At 39.6% G+C, this 23,003-nt stretch carries 18 protein-coding genes and 1 riboswitch; of the genes, 8 read left to right on the top strand and 10 right to left on the bottom strand.

Annotation, left to right across the window (positions count from 1 at the left end; translation table 11 throughout):
* Positions 1–169 precede the first annotated feature (169 nt).
* A complete protein-coding gene (locus tag AC503W_RS01775) occupies positions 170–364 on the top strand; it encodes a hypothetical protein (RefSeq protein WP_402875518.1) in 195 nt (64 codons plus the stop codon).
* A 52-nt stretch (positions 365–416) separates the two neighbouring features.
* Here AC503W_RS01775 and AC503W_RS01770 read toward each other — a convergent pair whose 3' ends face one another.
* Positions 417–2,144 carry a glycine betaine ABC transporter substrate-binding protein gene (locus AC503W_RS01770; RefSeq protein WP_402875517.1) on the bottom strand — a complete coding sequence of 576 codons (1,728 nt, stop codon included), beginning with the start codon at positions 2,142–2,144 and terminating at the stop codon, positions 417–419.
* Positions 2,141–3,361 carry a quaternary amine ABC transporter ATP-binding protein gene (locus tag AC503W_RS01765; protein ID WP_402875515.1) on the bottom strand — a complete coding sequence of 407 codons (1,221 nt, stop codon included), beginning with the start codon at positions 3,359–3,361 and terminating at the stop codon, positions 2,141–2,143. Before AC503W_RS01765 ends, AC503W_RS01770 begins: the two co-directional genes overlap by 4 nt.
* 1,040 nt (positions 3,362–4,401) lie before the next feature.
* Between AC503W_RS01765 and AC503W_RS01760 the strand changes: the two genes are divergently transcribed.
* The 7 genes from AC503W_RS01760 to AC503W_RS01730 all read left to right on the top strand — a co-directional run bounded on the left by AC503W_RS01760 (position 4,402) and on the right by AC503W_RS01730 (position 13,739).
* A complete protein-coding gene (locus AC503W_RS01760) occupies positions 4,402–5,163 on the top strand; it encodes a 2-keto-4-pentenoate hydratase (RefSeq protein ID WP_402959466.1) in 762 nt (253 codons plus the stop codon).
* 303 nt (positions 5,164–5,466) lie between these two features.
* Positions 5,467–6,516, top strand: a complete 1,050-nt coding sequence (locus AC503W_RS01755; protein WP_402991610.1) for a 2,3-butanediol dehydrogenase — start codon at positions 5,467–5,469, stop codon at positions 6,514–6,516.
* A gap of 333 nt (positions 6,517–6,849) precedes the next feature.
* Complete coding sequence (locus tag AC503W_RS01750) at positions 6,850–8,817, top strand: sigma-54-dependent Fis family transcriptional regulator (RefSeq protein ID WP_427689016.1); 1,968 nt, start codon at positions 6,850–6,852, stop codon at positions 8,815–8,817.
* 271 nt (positions 8,818–9,088) lie between these two features.
* On the top strand, positions 9,089–10,441 hold the full coding sequence (gene lpdA, locus AC503W_RS01745) for a dihydrolipoyl dehydrogenase (protein WP_427689018.1): 1,353 nt from the start codon (positions 9,089–9,091) through the stop codon (positions 10,439–10,441).
* 24 nt (positions 10,442–10,465) lie between these two features.
* Positions 10,466–11,413 (top strand): thiamine pyrophosphate-dependent dehydrogenase E1 component subunit alpha, encoded by a 948-nt coding sequence (locus tag AC503W_RS01740; protein WP_402875505.1) that lies wholly within the window; start codon positions 10,466–10,468, stop codon positions 11,411–11,413.
* 17 nt (positions 11,414–11,430) lie between these two features.
* Complete coding sequence (locus AC503W_RS01735; protein ID WP_402875503.1) at positions 11,431–12,486, top strand: alpha-ketoacid dehydrogenase subunit beta; 1,056 nt, start codon at positions 11,431–11,433, stop codon at positions 12,484–12,486.
* Positions 12,487–12,500: 14 nt separating this feature from the next.
* Entirely contained in the window at positions 12,501–13,739 is a 1,239-nt protein-coding gene (locus tag AC503W_RS01730; RefSeq protein ID WP_427689020.1) for a dihydrolipoamide acetyltransferase family protein, read from the top strand.
* Positions 13,740–13,856: 117 nt separating this feature from the next.
* On the opposite strand, the gene AC503W_RS01725 is transcribed toward AC503W_RS01730, so the two are convergent.
* The 8 genes from AC503W_RS01725 to AC503W_RS01690 form a co-directional block, all read right to left on the bottom strand.
* Entirely contained in the window at positions 13,857–14,489 is a 633-nt protein-coding gene (locus AC503W_RS01725) for a DUF305 domain-containing protein (RefSeq protein WP_427689022.1), read from the bottom strand.
* A gap of 259 nt (positions 14,490–14,748) precedes the next feature.
* Positions 14,749–15,945 (bottom strand): M14 family zinc carboxypeptidase, encoded by a 1,197-nt coding sequence (locus AC503W_RS01720; protein WP_427689024.1) that lies wholly within the window; start codon positions 15,943–15,945, stop codon positions 14,749–14,751.
* A gap of 559 nt (positions 15,946–16,504) precedes the next feature.
* Positions 16,505–17,503, bottom strand: a complete 999-nt coding sequence (locus AC503W_RS01715; RefSeq protein ID WP_427689026.1) for an HAAS signaling domain-containing protein — start codon at positions 17,501–17,503, stop codon at positions 16,505–16,507.
* Positions 17,490–17,837 carry a PadR family transcriptional regulator gene (locus tag AC503W_RS01710; RefSeq protein ID WP_427689028.1) on the bottom strand — a complete coding sequence of 116 codons (348 nt, stop codon included), beginning with the start codon at positions 17,835–17,837 and terminating at the stop codon, positions 17,490–17,492. Before AC503W_RS01710 ends, AC503W_RS01715 begins: the two co-directional genes overlap by 14 nt.
* Before the next feature lie 532 nt (positions 17,838–18,369).
* Entirely contained in the window at positions 18,370–20,079 is a 1,710-nt protein-coding gene (gene ade, locus AC503W_RS01705) for an adenine deaminase (protein WP_427689030.1), read from the bottom strand.
* Between the two features lie 83 nt (positions 20,080–20,162).
* Positions 20,163–20,267, bottom strand: a riboswitch (purine riboswitch).
* Positions 20,268–20,506: 239 nt separating this feature from the next.
* Positions 20,507–20,857 (bottom strand): transposase, encoded by a 351-nt coding sequence (locus AC503W_RS01700; protein WP_427689032.1) that lies wholly within the window; start codon positions 20,855–20,857, stop codon positions 20,507–20,509.
* Positions 20,850–22,430: a T7SS effector LXG polymorphic toxin gene (locus tag AC503W_RS01695; RefSeq protein WP_427689034.1), complete on the bottom strand. Its 1,581-nt coding sequence runs from the start codon at positions 22,428–22,430 to the stop codon at positions 20,850–20,852. Before AC503W_RS01695 ends, AC503W_RS01700 begins: the two co-directional genes overlap by 8 nt.
* A gap of 258 nt (positions 22,431–22,688) precedes the next feature.
* Positions 22,689–22,955 (bottom strand): hypothetical protein, encoded by a 267-nt coding sequence (locus AC503W_RS01690; protein WP_494915781.1) that lies wholly within the window; start codon positions 22,953–22,955, stop codon positions 22,689–22,691.
* Between the last annotated feature and the right edge of the window lie 48 nt (positions 22,956–23,003).

The following is a 23,003-nucleotide window of genomic DNA, read 5'->3' as shown; positions in this document are numbered from 1 at the left end:
TGCCTCTACTACTCTATCATTCAACGGTTGGGATTGCTTACTCCTCATTCGAGTTTTATCCACGTTTTGCATTTTCCCCTATTTTAAAGAAGGAAATCTCTTTATAATGAAAGCATCCTGTTCTCCATCCTAATAATGACCATTCAACAACAGCCAAGGTGGAAAAAAGATGAAAATGTATAAGTTAACGGAAGACTTTTCCTCACTTTATAAAAAAGGAGCAAGATTCTTCGTCGTTTCCGATTCGGAGTTTATCGGTGTCAAAAGCTATGTATTGCTATCCGAAGACTTGAGGGGCAAAATTGAAGTAACGGACGATGAGTTGAAGAATAAATTTGTTTCCATTAAAGGGAAGCCTCACTAGTTTATAAAACAAAAAAAAGAGGGATTTTCATCAATGAAAATCCCTCTTTCCTTTATTTCAAGTCTTCAACAGAATCAATATCGACGTAATCTGGCACAACCAATCCATTCTTCGTTCCTTTAAGGTTTGGTCCTAAATCGATGATATCTTCTTTATATTTATTGTAATATTCAAGATGCGTTCCTGGAAGCCATGCCGCAACAAATGCATCCGCACTTCCATTTGCAACGCCAGCAAACATTGGTCCCACTTCAACTTGGCTTAGTGTTACATCATAGCCATTCTTTTCGAGAACCTTGCCAATCACATTTGTACTGGCTATTTCCGTATCCCAGGCCACATACACAAGATTGATACTTTCACCATTTCCTGCTTTTGCACCTTTTGTCCATTCAGACACTTTATCAGGATTTGCACTGATCCATTTTTCCGCTGCTTCAGATGGAGACTTGCCCCCAGCAACTTCGACCATCACATCTTCCATATCACCCGTTTCCCAGAAGAATTGATCTAGGATTTTATACGCCCCAGGCGCATCCTTTTCGAGTCCTTGTCGAGCAATGGTATTAATGTTTTCAGCACCGCCAAAGGATTCATTCGGATCGTCAAGATACTTCAAATCGTATGTTGAGAACATCCAATGCGGTGACCAACCCGTAACGATAATCGGTTCTTTCTTATCAATCGCTTTCTTCAATTCCGCAACCATCGCGGCTGAAGAACCTTCGACAAGATTCCAGTTGTCCAAATCGTAATCTTCGATAGCCGTTTTGGTTAATTTCATCAAACCGGCTCCCGGCTCGATACCGATGATTTCATAATTGGTCTGTTCACCAAAGTTATTTGTACCGCCTTGCATGACTTCTTCTTTTTTCAAGATTGTAAATAACGCCGTACCGACCACAAGGATCGCTAGAACTGAGAAAAATACTTTCTTGCTAAGAAGCTTGCCATACGCTGGTTTACGCAGGTTTTGCGTGATGCGATCGAGAATGATGGCAATGATAACAATCGACAAGCCCGCTTCAAAGCCTTGTCCGACGTTAATTTGGCTTACTGCCCGGTAAACATCTGCCCCAAGGCCAGGTGCACCGACCAAGGAAGCCGTAACGACCATAGAAAGGGCAAGCATGATGCTTTGGTTAACTCCCGCCATAATCGTTGGCATCGCCAATGGCAATTGTACCTTGAATAGCTTTTGGCTACTCGTTGAACCGAAAGCATCCGTTGCTTCAATCAAATCATTGGGCACTTCCTGAATGCCAAGACTCGTCATTCGAATCGTTGGTGCGATGGCAAAAATGAACGACGCGATGATCCCTGGCACGACCCCTATTCCAAAAAATAGGATGGCCGGAATCAAGTAAACGAATGCAGGCATCGTTTGCATGAAATCCAGAACGGGTGTCACGATTCTTCTTACCGTCTTACTCTGTGCACTCCAGATACCGACTGGGATCCCTATCAGAATGGTGAGGAACCCTGATAATAAAACGATAGCAATCGTTTGTATGCTTGAGTCCCAATATCCTAGATTATCAATTAATAATAAGCTAACGAACGTAAATATTCCTAACGGCCATTTGCTTGTATAGGCAACTAAAAGAGTTAAAACAATAATCAATACGATGGAAGGTCCAACACTCATCACATCTACTAAGAGGTTCAATAACCCTTCGATCGCATTCGTTATAAGAGTAAATAATCCGGCAAATGCAATCGTTATCCAGTCCACTAAAGAGTCGACCCAAGCGCCTAATGGGATTTTTGGTATATTCATTGAACTTCACTCTCCATTTCTATCAGTTCATTCAATGAATCTTTATTACCTGCCAATGCCCCAATGACGGCACCACGGACAATGATTCCTTTTATTCTTCTCTTATCATCAATGACCGAAATCGGCAGACTGGAAGTTGCCATCACGTCCATAAGGTTTACAAGTAATTCTTCCTCAGGAACCGTCGGGATATCCGTTGACATCACCTCAGAAATAGATTGGTCATTTCTCAATGCCTGGCGTGCTTGCTCTGCCGACAAAGCCCCTAATAAGACTTGCTTACGATCTACGACGAATATGCTGGAATAACCTTGTTTGCGCATGATCTCAAGGGCAACCCTTGGACCACGGTCCACTGCGATTTTCTCAGGCCGCTTCATCACGTGAGATGCGGTAAGCACCTTGGATAAGTCCACATCTTCAACAAACTTCTCAACAAACTCATTAGCCGGGTTCATCATGATTTGTTCTGGTGTTCCCAGTTGGATGACGCTTCCGTCTTTCATAAGCGCAATCCTATCCCCGATTCTTAATGCCTCATCAAGATCATGGGTAATGAAAATGATCGTCTTTTTGTATTGCTCTTGAATTTCTAGCAATTCATCCTGCATGTCTTTACGGATCAACGGATCAAGCGCACTAAAGGCCTCATCCATCAACAAGACATCCGTATCGCTTGCAAGCGCACGTGCAAGACCGACCCTTTGTTGCATCCCGCCGCTAAGTTGTGAAGGCATCTGTTCTTCATATCCCTTTAACCCAACCGCTTCAAGCGCACTCATGGCTTTTTCACGTCGGATTTTCACATCCACCTTTTGAATTTCCAGCCCGTACTCGGCATTTTCCAGTATCGTTTTATGAGGGAATAAAGCAAAGTTTTGAAAAACCATGCTAATTTTCTGTTGCCTTACTTTTCTTAAGCGGGCCGCATTCATCTTTACAATATCTTCATTTTCGATTAGGATTTCGCCTAAAGTTGGATCAATCAATCGATTGAACATACGGATCAAAGTCGATTTTCCGCTTCCGGATAACCCCATGATCACGAAAATTTCACCGGGATAAATTTCAAAATTGACGTTATTCACACCAACCGTTTGACCCGTTTCTTTCAAAATTTCCTTCTTTGACTTGCCTTGCTTCAATAAATCCGTAGCTGCTTTTGGGGATTTCCCAAAAATTTTCGAAACATTTCTGACCTCTACATATGGCTTCATTCAGTCACCTCGTTAGTTTGTTGACCATATGATGTTCAGTTCTGCTGTTTTCCTCATCTTGTGATGAGTCATCATGATTGTATAATTCTACTCTCTTAAGCTAGTCCAACCTGCACTTTCACACGAACGTCAAAAGGGGGAATGACGTAACATAATGGGTAAAACGTTACACTGTATACCAAAACGAACGCACTGAAAAATACTTAACATTCACATAATTAGTCCTGGTCATATGTGTAAAATAATTGAGTTTTTTTAGTAGAAAAAAGAGGTGCGATAGTAGAATACATGGATATCATTTAGAGTTTTCCTTAGACCACAATCAAGTATGTGTCCCTAATAAAGACAGAAGTGGCCAAATTAAGCGGTGGTTGTCCTAAACCACAACCCATTAAGAAAAACACGTTTACAATGACCATGATTCATCGCTTGATCATTTACGTGTGATTATTTGAGCATTTCAAGTAGAAAAAAAAGGAGTAATCACAACTGAGGATAGTTGCAGAAACGGTGTATACCGACTGACATTTAAATGGTTTTTTACTTGGATTTTTTTGTTCGTCCCATCCCTAGGACTAAACGTTTATCCCTAAAGTACTTAATAACCTTAACAAAGATTGAAATAAGATTCAAATGAAGCGGAGTGTAAACCGTGATGATACCTGGCTTAATTGCATGATAAGATCCCACTATTCTCACGCGGATAATTTGCTTCGATTACCCTCGGTTAACTTTGACGTACCAACGGTGTAAGCCCTTACCGAAAAACCGCGTAATTGGTTCCGTACCGAAGACGTAAAAAGTTTTTTTAAAAAAATGAAATTGTTTCACATTTTTGGGTAAATCCTACGGGTTGATTTGGATAAAATTAGTAGGCAATTAGATGGATTCTACAACCCATCTAACCAGGTTTTTCAAACAAAAACGTTTAAGGCATTCCATGATTTCTATTTCACTGGTTTTCTGGCAGAAAGAATAAACTCTTCCTTTTAAAAAATGTTAGAATAGTATTAATATTCAATTAGAAGGGATGAGATAGAATGATTAAGGAAGTCTTTTTGAACAAATTGTCTGACTCCTACATACACGTAAAGGCATTGAAAAAGGACGTTTTTTCATCACATATCAGTTTGGAAGAAGCCTATCGAATTCAACATGCTTTCACTGCCGCAAAAAGAGCAAATGATGAATGCCTGAAAGGGTATAAAATCAGTATGACTAGTCCCGAAACACAAGCCTTGTTTAACGCCAAGGAACCGTTGTATGGACAGTTAACCGATAAACAAATAACCAATAAGATCTCTTTAAGTAAGCAAATGCTAAGTCCGCTGATCGAACTGGAGTTAGTCTTTATTGTCAAAGAGCCCTTGACTGCCGCTTCTACTGAAGAAGAAATAATCAACAAAACACAAATTGCTCCAGGATTAGAAGTTCCTGATTCCCGCTTTGAGGATTGGTTTCCTAAAATGCCAAAAGAACAGGTTTGCGCAGATGGGGCAGTTGGCGGAAAAGTAACCATCGGGGAAGCAAAAGACTACACCTACACTGATATAGACAATATCAATGGCAAGTTGCTCTTCAATGGACAAACCATTGATGAAGGTACATCTTCGGTTGTAATGGGGCATCCGCTCAAGGCCATCATGTGGCTACTTGAAAAACTCGGGCAACATAATTTAACACTCGAACCAGGCATGTTCGTATCATCTGGCACATTCATCCTACCAAAAACACTAGAAATCGGGATGTATACTGGTCAATTTGAAGGAATCGGCTCCGTTACGTTATCGGTTACGGAATAAATAAGGACCGCAATGTCTCAGTGAAAAAGGGAAAGGCCTCAAAAGCCTCTCCCCTCTCCATGCATCTCATTCGAAAACGCCTCTCCCATATTTTTTCTCAACATACCCCTATCCAGCAATTTGATTGAACCCGTTCAATAACTCTCGTAAGATCACTTTCGAAGTGCTTAAGACTACTACCCTATCATCCAAAACTTCTCGTTTACTAGACTCTACTGAAAATTGAAAGAAAATTACGATAATAGTATACTGATTTTGAGATTCAGTGGTAATAAAATCCATACTACAAAAGGAAGTGTCAATATGAAAGCGCTCAGATGGCATAATACTAAAGATTTAAGATTAGACAATATCGAAGAGCCACATGCAAAAAAAGGCGAAGTTAAACTTAAAGTCGAGTGGTGTGGAATTTGTGGGAGTGACTTGCATGAGTATACGGCAGGACCCATATTCATCCCAGCGGAAGAACCACATCCTTTAAGCGGGGATAAAGCTCCGATTGTTATGGGGCATGAGTTCTCTGGAAAAGTCATTGAAATTGGTGAAGGCGTCACTAAAGTAAAGGCCGGGGATCGCGTTGTTGTGGAACCCATCTATTCATGCGGTGAATGTGATGCATGCAAACAAGGGAAATACAACCTTTGCAACAAAATGGGGTTCTACGGACTTGCTGGAGGCGGAGGCGGATTTTCCGAATACACTTCTGTTCCAGAACATATGTTACATAAACTTCCTGAAACTGTTTCATATGAGCAAGGAGCACTTGTCGAGCCCTCAGCTGTGGCTCTTCATGCTGTAAAACAAAGCAAACTACAAGTTGGCGATAAAGCTGCCGTCTTTGGAACTGGCCCAATCGGTTTATTGGTTATTGAAGCCCTTAAAGCAGCCGGAGCGGCGGAAATCTATGCGGTTGAGTTATCGGAACAACGTAGACAGAAAGCAGAAGAACTTGGAGCCATCGCAATTGACCCAAATAACGGAGATGTTGTAGAACAAATTCAAAACCTTTCAAATGGTGGAGTGGATGTTTCTTATGAAGTCACAGGAATCCCACCAGTCTTAACACAAGCCATCAACTCCACTACATTCAATGGTGAGACGATGATTGTAAGTATTTTTGAAAAAGAGGCCCCCATTCATCCTCAAAATATCGTTCTGAAAGAACGTACAGTAACGGGTATCATTGGCTATCGTGATGTATTTCCAGCTGTCATAAGCTTAATGGCACAAGGATACTTCCCGGCCGACAAACTAGTAACTAAGCGTATCACGCTTGATAATGTAATCGAAGATGGCTTCGAAGGTCTATTAAAAGAAAGAAATCAAATAAAAATATTAGTACAAGCTAAATGAGATGAAAATCCGTTAAAGAATGTTCGGATAGATGAACTGGATAGTCTAACGACTATCCAGCAACATGATCTTTAGCATTCCTTCCTGTTTTATTTATATGTAATGGCTTGCCTTCTTCGTTATGGATCACTTCGCTAAGTGATGATGGACCAAAAGAGCTAAATGCTAATCTTCTTCATTCAATACCAATACTTCATCTTCTATAAATTAAAACCCGCTTTAGCTTGGTCCTTTTTAATAATATCTTCTAGCTATCGTTAATTTAAATGGCTGGAATAAGTTGTTTTAAATTAACGAGATACACCTAAGTAACAATATGATGGAGGACATTCAATGAATCAGACACTTAGAAGAGCTATTGTTGAATCCCAAGAATACAACCTTTCCACGAAAAGCGCTTGGAACCTTTACCAAGAAAAAGGACAGTATCCTGATAAAAGCATCCGGGCTGAGATTTTCGATTCATGGGAAAATTCCAAGAAACTAGGCATCAGCCCATTCCAGAATAAAATTAATGAGATCATTAGCCCAAACACTTTGAAGACTCGGCTCGATAAAAACCAGCAATTGCTTTCATTCGCTACCCCGAAAATAAACAGTTTGTCAGATATCCTACATGACTCTAAAACAATGCTTTCCATTACGGATAAACATGGTACTATTCTGCACTCCTCCGGTGAAAAGGGTGTATTGGAAAATGCTGAGCGGATAAGTATTTTCACGGGGGGCACATGGAGTGAAACATCTGCAGGAACAAACGCGGTAGGAATGGTGTTGAAGACGAAACAACCTTCTCGAGTTTTGTTTTCTGAACACTTCTGTGAAAAAAATCATGATTGGTATTGTGTCGCCTCCCCCATTTTGGATCCTTTTACAAACGAGCTAATAGGAATCATCAATATTGCAGGTTGCTCTAATCAAGTGCACCAACACACGATTGGGCTCGTCATTTCAGAAGTGAACAATATATCGAAATCTATTGATCGGCAATATCATGAGTATATTCTGCGTAATAATTTATTTTTGAATACAGCACTAGAAGGTGTGGAAGATGCCGTATTTGTAGTGAATACTGGAAAAAGCATTATAGAAAAAAATAGAGTGGCCAAATCGCATTCCATCCTAAAAGATGTTCAATCAATCAAGCATCTCCCTGAATTAGATAGACTTGTTGATTCTGTCTTACTCTACGGACTGAGAATAAGAGAAGAAAAAGTAAGTCATGATGAAAACAAGCAAAAATTCATTTGCTCCATCTATCCCGTTACTTTCCAAGACGAACGGCTAGGTGCAGTCATATTTCTAAGAGAGAATTCAGCCTATCCATCTTCCATCGGACATACGCCTTCATCAGGCCGTTCCTTACATACTAAATCTACACGCTATAACTTTGATGATATGGTCGGTTCCTCCAACGATTTTGTAGATGTCGTGAAAAAGGCGCGAAAGGCATCGTTAATCGATGCCACACTTTTCCTAACAGGAGAAACCGGGACGGGAAAAGAAGTTTTCGCGCAGGCAATCCATCAGGCAAGCAACCGCCGTGATCAGCCTTTCGTAGCGATAAACTGTGGTGCCATCCCTCATGGATTATTTGAAAGTGAACTATTCGGTTATGAATCTGGGGCCTTTACCGGAGCTAAGGCGAAAGGCAATCCCGGGAAGTTCGAGCTGGCCCAAAAAGGCACAATCTTTCTTGATGAAATTGGAGATATGCCGCTTGATTTACAAGTTCATTTACTTCGAATACTCGAAGAGAGAGTCGTCACAAGAATTGGCGGAGATAAACCAATACCTCTCGATGTTCGTGTCATCGCTGCTACTCATAAAAATTTAGCGGAAGCGGTCAAAAAAGGAGAGTTCCGCGAGGATTTATATTATCGACTTTGCGTAATCCAAATGAGAATTCCTTCTTTGCGGGAAAGAATCGACGATGTTCCTGAGTTAGTCACCCAATTCATGGAGACCATGGGTGGTCAATTCGGGAAACAAGACATCCGGATACACCCAGATACCATGGACTGCCTGACACAATACACATGGCCAGGAAACATAAGAGAATTAAAAAATGTTATCCAGCAAGCCCTATTCAATACGGAAGGAAATATAGTATTCCCATTCGACCTTCCTCCTGAATTGGTTAAAAATATAGGGGAAAACGAGAAAGAAGCGCTTATTGAAGCCATGATCAGAGAAAACGGAAACATTACCAACGTTGCAAAGACCCTTTGCATTTCCCGCTCTACCATCTATCGAAAAATCAAGCAGTATCAACTGAAACCAGAAGATTGGCTTGGATAATTAAATAACATGCAACGATAAAAGCCCAAACTTATCCACTCACTGATAGAGTGATACAGTTTGGGCTTTTTCTGTGAGACATTGATACATTTACTTGTTTCATTGGAACAGTTCTATATAGGAGATGATGATCAAAATAATGGGTGATAACCATTGATATTCATGGAGATGAACGAAATTCCACCCCCCTGCTCTATATTGGCACGCCACTTGCATAATGTATTAGTGTAGGAAAAATTCCACTTCAAGATGAAAGCCAGGTGATGTAAAGATGAAGGAATTTGACGTGATTATAATTGGCGCAGGTCCTGGAGGATATGTTTCTGCCATTCGGGCTGCACAGTTAGGAAAAAAAGTCGCCATCATCGAAAAAAAGAAAATTGGCGGGGCCTGTCTTAATGTTGGCTGTATCCCTTCCAAGACACTTTTAAAGCATGGAGAAATGATTGAAGAAATAAAAAAGGCAAACAGCTGGGGAATTGAAACGGGTGAATTATCCATTAATTTCTCAAAACTGATGAAGCGTAAAGATCAAGTAGTGCAATCATTGACGAGTGGTGTGGAACATTTGTTAAAGACAAATAAAATCACTTTATTTCAAGGAGACGCATCCATAACGGAGAACTTAATCGTTTCAATCGGTGATGACAAAATAAAAGGCCAAGATATTTTATTGGCAACCGGAAGCAAGCCCTTCATCCCTCCAATCAAAGGGCTGGATCAAGTGGATTACCTTACTACCGATTCATTTTTTGACCTGAAGGAATTGCCGAAAGCCATGGTGATCATTGGTGGTGGAGTCATTTCGGTAGAACTGGCTTTTGCCATGGCGCCATTGGGAACGAAAGTGACAATTGTCGAAGTTGCTCCTGACATTCTATTGACCGAAGATGTGGACGCACGAAAAATCATCAAAAAGGAATTGAAAAGGAAAAACATCCAAACCATCGTTAAGGCCGATATCCGGGAAGTGAAAAAAGATCAGGTTATATTAGCAGACCAAGAAATCTCCTATGATACCCTGCTAGTCGCAACCGGTAGAACCCCTAATATTGAGTTGGTACAAGACCTAAAAATAAAAATGGATGATACCAACAAGTTTGTGGCTGTCAATGAATACTATGAAACTAGTAAGAAACATGTTTATGCAGTAGGAGATTTAATCGGAGGCTATCAGTTGGCTCATGCGGCAAGTGCAGAAGGTCTAGTTGCAGTACATGCAATGAATGGCGAAGCTCCCCAACCCATAGATCAGACTGAAATCCCTAGATGCGTATATACTCATCCCGAAATTGCTTCATTTGGGCTAAGTGAAGAGCAAGCCAAGAATGACAATTATGATGTAAGCGTCACCACCTCTCCCCTTTCTGGAAATGGAAAAGCCATTGCCATGGGAGAAACAGAAGGTTTTGTTAAAATCATCTCCGATCGTACATATCAGGAAATTTTGGGGGCGGTTATTGTCGGTGCCCACGCAACCGAGTTAATCGGGGAAATTTTGGCTGTGAAACACTCAGAAGGAACGATGAATGAGCTTGCAAGCCTTATACATGCACATCCTGCAGTGGCTGAAGCAATTGGAGAAAGCGCAAATGCATTATTCAAACAAGCGATTCATATGTAAACACCAAACAAGGAGGAATTACGAATGGAAAAGAATGAAGCACTTTGGATTTATCAAAAGATGAATGAAATTAGATTTTTTGAAGATGATGTACACCGCACCTTTGGAAAAGGTTTAATACCAGGATTTGTCCATTTATACGCGGGTGAAGAAGCCGTTGCAACCGGAGTGATGAGTTTATTGGATGACGAGGATTATATTACAAGTACTCACCGTGGACATGGACATGCCATTGCAAAAGGTTGCGATATCAATGGCATGATGGCTGAAATCATGGGAAAAAAAGATGGCCTGGGTGGAGGAAAAGGCGGCTCCATGCATGTTGCCGACGTTGATAAAGGAATGCTAGGCGCCAACGGGATTGTTGGTGGTGGGTTTGGACTAGCTGCAGGTGCAGCTCTTAGCATTAAAACGTTAGGTCGGGACAATGTAGCTGTTTGCTTCTTCGGCGATGGTGCTTCAAATGAGGGTACGTTCCACGAAGGGCTAAATCTTGCTTCCATCTTAGATCTACCTGTTATCTTTGTGTGTGAAAATAACCAATTCGGCGAAGGCACACCTTTCCGATATGCAAGTGCCTCTAAAACAGTGGTCGAAAGGGCTCCAGCTTATAATATGCCCGGTGTACGTGTGGATGGCATGGATGTCGAAGCCGTATACAACGCAACAAAAGAAGCGATTGAACGGGCCAAATCCGGTAAAGGTCCTACATTAATTGAATGCGACACATACCGGCAATATGGTCACTTTGAAGGGGACGAACAAAAATACAAGACGGATGAAGATCCCAATAAAGACCGTGATCCCATTCCTGAATTCCGTGAAAAAGCGATTAAAAATGGTTGGATGACTGCAGAAGAAGCGGATTCCATTGAAGCAGCGGCAGAAAAAACAATCAAAGAGGCAGCTGCTTTTGCGGAAGCGAGTCCATTACCGGATGAATCCACTCTATATACGGATATATTTGCATAAGAATAGGAGGAATTATAATGACGAATAGACAAATTACTTTTATGTCCGCTATTACAGAAGCGATGGCACAAGCGATGCGAAAAGATGAAACGGTTATATTAATCGGTACTGACGTTGCCGGGGGTGCTAAAGTAGACCACTTAGTTCAAGATGATGGTCGTCATGATGATGCATTTGGCGGTGTTTTCGGTTTATCTAAAGGACTGGTTTCAGAGTTCGGCCGTGGACGTATCATTGACACGCCTATTGCGGAACATGGTTATTTTAGTGCAGCGGTCGGTGCTGCCGCTACAGGTTTGCGCCCTATTTCTGAATTGATGTTTAACGACTTTATCGGGTTTGCTTTGGATCCCATTCTAAACCAGGGTGCCAAGATGCGGTATATGTTTGGCGGAAAGGCAAAAATCCCGCTTACTGTCCGGACCGTACACGGCGCGGGAGCAGGTGCTGCGGCTCAACACTCCCAAACATTATATGGAATGTTCGGTTCTATTCCAGGCGTTAAAGTGGTCGTTCCTTCCAATCCCTATGATGCCAAGGGTTTGATGTTAGCAGCAATTGAAGAAGATAATTTAGTCATTTTCTCAGAAGATAAATTGCTATATGGCATGAAAGGCGATGTGCCTGAAGAATACTACACGATTGAAATTGGTAAAGCGAATGTGACTAGAGAAGGAACGGACCTTACCATTGTAGCCATCGGCAAAATGGTTCAGGTAGCTCTTGAAGTTGCAGAAACATTAAATAAAGACAGAATCTCAGTTGAAGTAATTGATTTAAGAACGGTGGCACCATGGGATCAGGAGACCGTTTTGAAGTCTGTCAAAAAAACGGGACGGCTCATTGTCATTGATGAATCCAATCCACATAACAACACGGCTACGGATATTGCCTCGGTAGTTGCAGATAAAGCTTTCGATTATCTTGATGGCCCAATCAAAACCGTTTGTGCACCAAATACACCAGTTCCATTTGCTTCTAACCTAGAGAAAGCCTACATTCCAGATGCAAAAAAAGTGTTAACAGTTGCCGAAGAATTAATAGCTGATTTGAAAAAATACGTAACGAACTAGGAGGTGAACCTACTATGAGTGAAGCAATCGTAATGCCTAAATTAGGAATGACCATGACAGAAGGTACAATTGTGGAATGGTATAAAGAAGTGGGAGACTCCGTTAATAAAGGCGAACCCATTTTAATGATCAGTTCGGAAAAATTAAACCAAGACGTTGAAGCCCCGATAACGGGCGTTTTGTTAACAAAGAATGGTGAAGTAGAAGATGAACTGGAAGTCGGTGCCACGATCGCCGTGATCGGAGACGAGGGAGAAACAATTGTAACGAATGATTTACAGGCCGTTCAATCGGATTCCCCTGCTATCCCTGAAAGTTCGGAGGCTAGTGGGAATACAGCCGATATAGCGAATACCAAAGAAAAGAAAAGTAAAGGTGACCGGACTTTCATTACTCCACTAGCTAAAAAGATGGCCAAGGCTGAAGATTTGGATATTGATTTAATTAAAGGTACCGGTGGCAATGGTAGAATTACCAAACGGGATATTCAGCATGCATTAGCAAGCAGAGTGGACGATACTCCCCCTGCCCCACCTTCACCTACACCGGCAATTGCGGAAAATGTAGGAGAAGGACTTCCTCCAATGCGAAAAGCAATTGCTCGGAATATGCGGAGAAGTTTGGCACAGACGGCACAATTGACTTTACATCGTAAAGCCAATGCAGATCACTTAATCGATTTCCAGAAAGTGTTGAGGAAAGAAATTGAGTCAAGTGAATTAGATGTCAAACTCACTTTAACCGTGTTAATTGCAAGAGCAACCGTACTTGCTTTACAAGAGTTGAAGAAAATGAACTCTCTCTATCATGATGGTCAATTGACAGAGTTCGATGAGGTTCACCTTGGAATCGCCACTTCGCTAAAAGATGGCTTGTTAGTCCCTGTTATTAAGGATGCCCATCAAAAAACAATCGGCAGCCTAGCGAAAGAAATAAAGGATTTATCGGAGAAAGCTAAAAATGGAGAAGCGGGCGGAGACTTGCTTTCCGGCTCTACATTCACCATTACCAACTTAGGAGCCAGTGGAATCGAATACTTTACACCAATTTTGAATTCGCCAGAAACAGGCATTCTAGGGGTAGGAGCTTTTCAGGATGAACTGACCCTAACAGAAAATGGCACAGTCAAATCGGTTAAGAAAATTCCATTCAGTATAACCTTTGACCATCAAATTCTAGACGGTGCAAGCGCCGCAGAATTCTTAACGATTTTAATTAAATATATCGAATCTCCTTATCTATTAGTTCTTTAAGTTTTAAAAACATACAAAAATGTTTTCCAATTTCATCTTATCCCCTTCCATTTACCATATGGACCGGTGATGAAGCATAAAGAGAAGCTGACCAAAAAAGGTCAGCTTCTTGTACTTTTAGTGAATCGTCTTTAATAGATCTTTCATTACTAAAAGTTGTTTTTGTTGAGTCGTGATAATGTTTTGGAGAAGGGTTTTGAGTTCGGCATTTTGCGTATATTTCAAGATATTTTGGGACATTTTGATGGCACCTTCATGATGCGGAATCATTTCCTCCAGGAAATCTTGATCGATATTACCCGTTGGTTTGGCATCTTCCATTGAGGCAATCATCGTTTTATAGATTGTTTGATAAGCTTTTAAGTAGGATGCTTCTGCCTTCTGGTTTACTTGCGGATTCATTTTCATTTTATTTCTAAGAGCTTCCATCTTTCCTATACCGGCAAGCTGGTCTCTTATAATTTTTGAAGCTATCAGCTTGACCTGTTCATCATGGCCATATTTCAAGACATTTTCAGCCATCGATATCGCCGCTTCGTGATGGGGAATCATTTCATATAAAAAATCAAGACTAGGGTCACCTGTCTTAGGTGCTTCCTCCATTCCTTTTTTCATGACTTGCAGGATCCGTTGATAATTATCATAATACGCTTTTTCCTCTAAACCTACCTCTGCATGTGCCTGAATACTAAACATGCAGAGTATCAGTGTAAGAAAACCTATAGTGGCTGTTCGAGTACATACCCTCATGATTGTCCCCTCCTATATGTATGCATATTTTTATTTTGCAAAATGGGGGCTTATTTTATTCAAGGTAGAATGACTTCTTCCATTCAGTCAGGGTCGGCTAAACGCTGGCTCTAGAGTAAATATGGTGTCTAAACTGGACCGAAGAAAAAATAAAGAGGCAGAAATGTCGTTATAACAACATTTCTGCCTCTCACTTCTTAAACGGATTGCTTATGACGGAACTACTTGTTCCTGAACGATAGGGCCGTCTTCCATATAATTAGATTCCCGGTTTAGACGAACTTTTAGGGATTTTTTCATAGTCTGTTGGATTAAGAGTATGAACCGATCCATCTGTCACACCAGAGATTATTCCCATAAGGCCTGTTTCAACCGTTTTCACTAACTGACCTTTCTGTTTTTGCCCAAAGTTTTGTGTTTGTCCACTCACTTCAAATAGAACCGTACCACTTCCATTTAACGCAAACGCTCCTAAAGCAGTACCTGGCAGATCAACGGTTTGATCGTACAGTGAAATATTCGTAAACACAGAATTTCCTTTTGTTTGTAATGCATTATAGGCAGTAAGAGTTAACTGACGGGAGAAATCATATTTAAAGTTATCTGCATACTCTTTATACTTAGCCCCTGCAGGTGTGCTAGGATCGTTGACGAATTTTCCCGATATAGACATCGTCACGCGGTCATCCGTTCCTTCGATATACGGGAACCCTTGGTGATGAAGATCGATAAAAACATCCACTTTACCGAATTTCGATTGTAACCCTTTATATATGTCACGTACCGTTTGTGATTCAGGTGTAATGAACCAGCCTGGCTTTTCAGATGCCCCTGGGAAGTCTTGAGGCTGTGGCACATAGTTTAAGTTTGGATTAAAGTCACGATTCACATCAAATCCCGGTTTGCTAGCATAGTCGTCTCCGGATCTTGGAGTCGTGTAATAATTCCAAGTTGGTTTAGCATTCGAGAGTTGTGGGAATTTCCCTACCACCTCTGACCATGTCATCTCATTTCCACGACGATCAAGCTCTGATCCATCTACGTTCATCATTGGTATAGCAACGATTGTTAGTTCATCAAGCATTTTTTTCACATCAGGTGAATTACTTTTACCTAGGTTTTCAAGAATGTTTAATAACGCAACCGTTCCTGTTTTTTCATTTCCATGAATTTCACTTTGGATAAGAACAACTTTTTTACCATGCCCTACCGTCACTTTGTGAATGGAACGACCTTGATTTGTTTGTCCAGCCACTTCCACTTTCACTTTCCCCTTACTCACTTGCTCAAGCTTATTTAACTTTTTTACAAGCTCATCATAATTAAGGAATGCTTCGATAGAAAGATTCGTTCCACCGGTCGGATTTGGTCCTCGTTCAGCGAAGCCGACATTCGGGCCAAGTAATGCTGCAGCTACTACTGTTGAACTTAAAACCTTTAAAAATTTCTTTTTCACATCCATTCTCCTATTCTGAAAAATATTTATTATTGAATATATTCTAGTCCTCCCTTCTTTTTCCTTTTAAACTATAATAAACACCTAAAAAGGCCTGCTAATTTTAATACCACCTATATCCTTTATCACAGAAATCAAAGCTACTCAGATCATTTTTCCCCTTTTTATTCATTAAAGAGACTTTAATCGTAAAGCCTAGAAATAAGAAATTATCGGCATAATTAGGAATTTAATTTTCAACAACTCCGCTCCATACAGGATGGAATTTGATTACTATTCAACAACAATATAGAAAAAAAGGCCTCCCTTCAATTCAGTAAACTGATAGGCGACCTTCTACTATAATATAAAACTTTTAATCCCAACTTGCTAAATGGATTTTGGGTTACACCTTGTATATGATGACTTATAATATTTCTTAGTCCTCCCATAATCAATCCCTTTTCTTGAATAAATTAATTAGCTGGGTATTGTGGAAGATAGAAGAATATTAAACCCTCAGTATACTACTTTATTAAACATTAGCATCTACTTCTACTCTTCAATAAGCACATACGAATTAACGAATTCTAGCCTTGCGATACCCACTGAATACATTTATTGCCGAAGATATAATATATATACTTATTAAGCCGCCAACTATCCATGTTTCGAATTGATTAGCCGTTGTGTTAAATAAAGTACTCATATACGAAATAAATTCTTGGTTCATTAAATTCGGATTGCTTACTATGACAATACATACAACGGTTCCGCTAAGTTCAAGAACAGTATTAAAGATTACCATCTTTTTCGTCCATTGCCCTTTGATTAATTTATAGAGAGCTAAACTAATTTCTAGTGCAATGATAACAAGGACGAATGGCCAATAACGAAGTAAAATATCCTGATTTAATGCCGGAATCACGAATTCAAGCCCAGCACCGCCGGATTCATATACACCTACAAGTTGATTTGCATAAAAATAAAGGGTTGCCCAAATCGCTGTCCACATTAAACTTCCAAATACTTCGAACTTTTTAATAGCTTTTTCCTTAGGAATAAAAGAGACGTTTTTCAAATCATCCGGTGTCCATTTTTTAAGACTTGCTGTTAATGGTTGCTGATCTTTTCCTTTATCTGTTCTTTCGATAATGGCGAAAATGAGTGTTAACCAGAAAAAGACCTGTATCCCCACTTCGATGATACTCCCTATTCCTACACCCATAATGTTGAGAACAACATTTAGAATAGCTTCATCTCCACTATAACCAATAAAATATTCGGCAATCATAGCAATTAATGAGATTACAGCAGCAATTGGTACAATCATTTTTAATAACGAGACATATACATCAAAATATCGTGGACCTATTAGATGCATTGGCTGATCTCGATAACCACTCGCTAATGTCGCTGGATTCCCTAATTTTCCCAGCACCTCCTTAATATCTTTCTCGCTGTAATTATCAGGTAGCATATCCTCAATGGTTGAACGTAGCTCGAGGGCAATATCCGCACGACCTTTTTCAGGCACCCTGCGAGTGACTTCATGAATATAAACCTCAATTAAATTCATCTTCCTCATCCCCTTTTAATAAACCATAAAGTTCTTTCGAGTTTTTAATCCATTCTTTCTTTAACTTCAAATAGATTTCCAGACCGTATTCACTTAAAACATAATACTTACGGGGTCTGCTCTCAGATTTATCCCAGCTGCTGGTTACCAACTCCTGTTTTTCTAAACGGCGAAGCAATGGATATAAGGTACTCTGATCAATGGAAATTCCCGATTCCTCCAACAACTGAACAAGTGAATATCCATACTGGGGTGTTCGCAGTTGACTTAACACGGCTAATGTCAAAGCTCCTCTCCTAAGCTCTGTCGTTAATGTATTCAGTAAATTACTCATTCACTCACCTCAATTTTATATACTATATGACATACACTATATGGTTTATACTATGTACTATACACTATAATCGTTACAATTATTACCTTTTTAGAAAATAACAAGTGTACCTTTTGGAATTTTAATAAAGAATACATCACAAACCGGTATTTTACGATAAATAAAAAAGAATCCATTTTGTGTAAAGATTGATCAAAATGGATTCTTATCTATTTTAGTTGCAATTTATTAAAGGGTTCTTTTCTACCCGTTTGCCTTACAATCGAAAGAAACAAAAAAAGAAGCTTCCCATAAGTTCAGTTAATTTATGAGAAGCCTCTTAATCCTCAATGTTACCAAAATGTTAGCATTCCACTCTAATCTTACTCCAAAACCCAGTCATATCAAGGGTCCTAAGACGTGATTACATCATGCCGCACTCGAAGGATATTTTGAACGAATATACTAGGAGGATTCATACGTTTCAGCACAAACAAGCGAGAAGGGCCTCTCAAAAATAATTGAAGACTTTTGAGAGGCCCCACTGGTTAACTTATACACTTACATCCACAAACGTAAATAAATCAACATCAAACAATCCTTGATTAGTAAGCTTTAACGAAGGAATAACTGGCAAGGCCAAAAAGGATAATGTCAGTAAAGGAGAGAATTCATCCGTAATGCCAAGTGATGACAGTGCAATCAGCAATTGGCTGTATTGATTATTCAATTCTTCAGGTGAGTTGGTTGTCATCAATCCTGCCACAGGCAATGATAATGAAGCGATGGTCCTTCCAGCACAAGCAATAGAGATACCTCCGCCTATCTTCTCAAGCTCCCTGATGGCAAGATCCATATCTTCATCATTCTTTCCGATGCAGATAATATTATGCGAATCATGAGCAATTGTTGTAGCAATCGCTCCTTTTTGCAGACGGAAGCCCTTTACAATGCCAACCCCTACACTTCCTGTACCTTTATGTCTTTCGACCACAGCCATTTTCACGAAATCCTCTTCTTCACTTGGCACAAACAGGCCATTGTCAACCGGTACCTTGTATTGCGCTTTTTTCGTCACGATCGAATTAGGAATGATTTCAATAACCCTAGCTATCTCAGAAGTCAAAGGCAGACGTAAAAGTTCTTTAGAGTAGTTTCTCAATATAACGGTATTTTCAAAAGACTCTTCTTTCGCTTGCTCTTTTTCTTCTTCGTAACGGATGCCGTTTAGCCAAACAGAATGTATATCAAATTCTTCTATTCCATTCAATAAAATAAAATCAGCATCATAGCCAGGCGCAATGGCACCTTTCCCTTTTAAATGATAGCATTGGGCAGCATTAAGAGAAGCCATTCTCATAATAGAATAGATATCGATTCCAGCCTTCAAGCATTCACGCACATGATAATCGATGCTTCCCTCTTCCATTAGATTATCGATATGCTTATCGTCTGTACAAAACATTAAACGATGCGAAAGCTCTTTCCTATAGCCGGCTAACAAATCATGAAGATTGCGGGCAGCAGAGCCTTCGCGAAGCATCACATACATACCTCTTCTGACACGTTCCACCATTTCCTCTGGTTTTACACATTCATGATCCGTTGTAATACCCGCTGTCAAATATGCATTAATATCTTTTCCGCTTAAACTGGCACCATGTCCGTCAATCGGAGCATTGTTGATCATTGCATCTGACAGCTTGGCAAGTATATCTTCCTGGCCTGATAATACTGCAGGGAAATCCATCACTTCCGCCAAGCCAAGCACAAGCTTATGATGATAAAGAGGCGCAAGATCCGAAGCCACAAGAGTCGCTCCATTGTCCTCAAAGGAAGTTGCCGGGACACAGGAAGGCAGTTGATAGCGATAATTCAATAGACAGTTTTCACTGTCCTTCAACATCCATTCTATTCCTTTTAACCCTTGGACATTTGCGATTTCATGAGGATCTGTGATAATGGTTGTAATTCCTCGCGGTAAAACAGCTTTTTGAAATTGGGAAGGAGAAAGCATACTAGATTCGATGTGAACGTGTGAATCAATTAAACCTGGAACCATTGTATATGGAGTGCCATCGATTTCTTTTTTACCATGATACTGGCCGATACCTACGAACTTACCATTATGAATGGCAACGTCCGCACGCTCCATTTCATCCGTAAATACATTTACTATTTGAACATTTTTAATAACTAGCTCCGGTAAAATGACATTCCTTGCTGCTAGTATTTGAGATTTAATCTGTTGTGGGGTCTTCATCTTATTCCTCCTCATTTTGTTTGAAAGGAAAAATAAGCAAGGAAGAACGGAGATAAACAAAATATAGCTGTTTACCTACACATTCTGTACTTATATATTCCCGTAGCCGAACTAATTAAAGTGGTTAGTTTGTAGAAACTCTTGGACCATATTTCCAAGATTATACGAGTTAATTTTAATGTTATATTGCTTTTATGCGTAAACCTTTTTATGCATTCTAACAACGCATATAATGTTAGTCAATGATAATCTTTTACATTTATCTGTACGTAACTAAACAAATGAAAAAAAGAGGCCTCCCACGAGTTCGCTGAACTCATGAAAAGTAAAAAACCTTGAAAGGCATTTAGCCAATCAAGGTAATAGGATTCATAGAAACAAAAATATCACAATTGTGTTCTACAAAACACTGTAATAAAAAGTTCAATTAGCTGTTGCTATCTCTTTCTTCTATGAATTCTAAAAAGGAATCTTGTAGTTCTCCTTCTGTATCAATAGAATCAAGCAGTAATTTAGGTTCGAACGAACAATCTTTTAAAGTTGAACCTCCATCAATTACTCCTAGCATGTTTGAAATAGTATTAATCATGGTTTGTTCAATTATCTTAATTAATATATCTTTATTTTCGTCTGTTAAACTATCGTAAAAACTAATAGCTTTTTTCCAATACTCATCTGTTTTAGGAGTAACATTTGTTGTTTCATACAAGTTCTTGTATAGTTTAAGATTCTCTTTAACTATTGAATCATAAAGTGATTTGACAAAAATCTCATTCATTTAATTTCCTCATTTCTGGATACATTTTTTTGTTTAATTCAATAAGACTCTTTAATTTAGCATTTGGTATATCATCATAGACTCTTCTTAGTTCGATAATATCCCTTGCCAATAGCTGTCTAGGATTCTCTATTCCTTTGGTACTTCTCGAAATTATACCATTAGGGCCTTTTATTGTATGACCGACCTTTGGAACATTTATTGCGGGAGCAGTATATGGATCGTAATTATCCACTAATTTCTTCATTACTGCCTTCTGGCCTGCATGATGGGCATCTAGTCCTTCTACTCCTTTAATATCCTTATATGCTACAACTTGATATTTACCCGTACCCTTACCATTAATTTCAGATTCTACTCTCGCTATTGAAATTAGCTGTTCTTTTAACCCATTACTATTAACCGTATTATAAGGGACGCCTCCAGCCAATTCTAGTTGGTTTCTAGGATTGTAAGGCAAAAGATTAGCAATAGAACTAGATAATTCTTTCGCCTTCACAGTTCCTTTCACTGCAGCCGTTTTGGTGGTTGCTACCCCGGTTTTAGTGACGGCGCCTGCGCCTTTAGTTCCTACTATTGAAGTCGCGGTTGTTCCTAGTGCATAGGATACCCATTGAGCCCGAGAATTGGCATTACCATTTACCATGTCTCGTTCGTAGGAGTCCTTGATAGATTTAGAAATATACTTATAGGTTTGAACAGGGTGGACGATAGAATTAGCCGTACCTTTAAGACTCTCTCCAGGATTCGTGACAAAATCCCATGTTCCGACTACAAAGTCTTTTCCTGCATCATAAAGGCCTTCTCCCACTCCTTTTGCAATCTCTGTCGTTTGTCTATTTATCTCTAATTGTAAAGCATATTGCTGATGACTAGGCTCTAAGTTTTCATACCCAATCTTATTAGCTATTTTGAAAAACTCATCTGGATCTGTAACGGAATCAAGCTGTGCTTTCAAGTCTTTCATCAGTCGTTTTTCTGCTTCCTCTTTCTTCACTTTCAGATATTCTTCATTCTCTTTTTTTCTTACTTCTACATTTTTAAAAGCTCCGCTATTTTTATAAGAGGTCGAATTAAAATATAAAGGAGATGTCTCCCCACCCCTTGTACTAGATTCCTTCAACTGTTGCATGAGAGCAACTATCGAATCCAGATCCTCTTCGGATTCAGCATATTCTGTCGTCCATTTATGGTCTAGTTTATGAACCTTATTGATCGTTTTGGTCCTTTTCTTTTCCGCCTTCTCCATATTTTCTAAAAAACCTTCATCGGAAAAGGGCTCTAATTGAATGATATCATGAATCCCTTCCAAGATTTTCTTCAAGTCCGTTTTCTGAGCGCGGACCATTTCCTTAGCATTATGACTAGCCGTAACTAACTCTTCTTCTAAAAAAGGGACTGTAACAATACTTTCATTGAGGTCTGCCTCAATAATATCTCCTGGAATGCCACTAAAAAATGCGATGTGACGGTCAATCAAACCCATCCATGCATTTACTACATCCACTTGCGCTTTATAAAAACCTTTAATGGCAGCCGCACCTTGGCCCTGAAATTCGTCATCCAGGTTCACGATACCATTAAATTTCTACTTTTTTTCAATAAGTGATTGCTTAGAACATGCCCATTGTTACTAATTTCACTTGAGCCTCTAACTACTAATAAGCCCTAACGCTAGAGTACAATGGTAGCTCTTTGTTAATATAATAAATAGTGGCGAACAAGTCCTTTAACGACATACCGCAAATATGTGCCCGCCGAATAATAAATTTGTTCAAGAGGTTTTATACTCTTTGGTAAAATCCACATCAGACCAACAAGTTCTCCTCTTCTAATTCCTGTTCCAAGTAATTATGCTATAGTCCCTCCTAAGGAGTTTCGTATTAAGCGTTCCTGCTTTATTCCCTTTATCCTGACACATCATTAAATACGATTTCACCTGCATAGGTGTAAGACCCTCTAAATTCACCACTTCTTGTTTAATACAATAATCTATAAATTGTCCTAGCAACATTTTGTAATTTTTAATATTTGCTTCTGTAGTATTTTTGAATTGCCTATCTTCTAAGAAATCTTGGTACGCAAATTTTAACAACAAAAAAGACTACCTCCCCTTTTTAGAGGAAGTAGTCTATATTTTACTTAT

The sequence above is a fragment of the Peribacillus suis genome, assembly GCF_059384845.1.
This window is presented reverse-complemented; position numbering and strand designations above follow the sequence as displayed.

Coding starts and splice junctions, on each gene's coding strand:
- AC503W_RS01775 (WP_402875518.1), top strand. CDS start 170: ATGAAAATGTATAAGTTAACGGAAGACTTTTCCTCACTTTATAAAAAA.
- ade (WP_427689030.1), bottom strand. CDS start 20,079: ATGAAGACCCCACAACAGATTAAATCTCAAATACTAGCAGCAAGGAAT.
- lpdA (WP_427689018.1), top strand. CDS start 9,089: ATGAAGGAATTTGACGTGATTATAATTGGCGCAGGTCCTGGAGGATAT.
- AC503W_RS01740 (WP_402875505.1), top strand. CDS start 10,466: ATGGAAAAGAATGAAGCACTTTGGATTTATCAAAAGATGAATGAAATT.
- AC503W_RS01735 (WP_402875503.1), top strand. CDS start 11,431: ATGACGAATAGACAAATTACTTTTATGTCCGCTATTACAGAAGCGATG.
- AC503W_RS01710 (WP_427689028.1), bottom strand. CDS start 17,837: ATGAGTAATTTACTGAATACATTAACGACAGAGCTTAGGAGAGGAGCT.
- AC503W_RS01760 (WP_402959466.1), top strand. CDS start 4,402: ATGATTAAGGAAGTCTTTTTGAACAAATTGTCTGACTCCTACATACAC.
- AC503W_RS01715 (WP_427689026.1), bottom strand. CDS start 17,503: ATGAATTTAATTGAGGTTTATATTCATGAAGTCACTCGCAGGGTGCCT.
- AC503W_RS01730 (WP_427689020.1), top strand. CDS start 12,501: ATGAGTGAAGCAATCGTAATGCCTAAATTAGGAATGACCATGACAGAA.
- AC503W_RS01700 (WP_427689032.1), bottom strand. CDS start 20,857: ATGAATGAGATTTTTGTCAAATCACTTTATGATTCAATAGTTAAAGAG.
- AC503W_RS01770 (WP_402875517.1), bottom strand. CDS start 2,144: ATGAATATACCAAAAATCCCATTAGGCGCTTGGGTCGACTCTTTAGTG.
- AC503W_RS01755 (WP_402991610.1), top strand. CDS start 5,467: ATGAAAGCGCTCAGATGGCATAATACTAAAGATTTAAGATTAGACAAT.
- AC503W_RS01750 (WP_427689016.1), top strand. CDS start 6,850: ATGAATCAGACACTTAGAAGAGCTATTGTTGAATCCCAAGAATACAAC.
- AC503W_RS01725 (WP_427689022.1), bottom strand. CDS start 14,489: ATGAGGGTATGTACTCGAACAGCCACTATAGGTTTTCTTACACTGATA.
- AC503W_RS01765 (WP_402875515.1), bottom strand. CDS start 3,361: ATGAAGCCATATGTAGAGGTCAGAAATGTTTCGAAAATTTTTGGGAAA.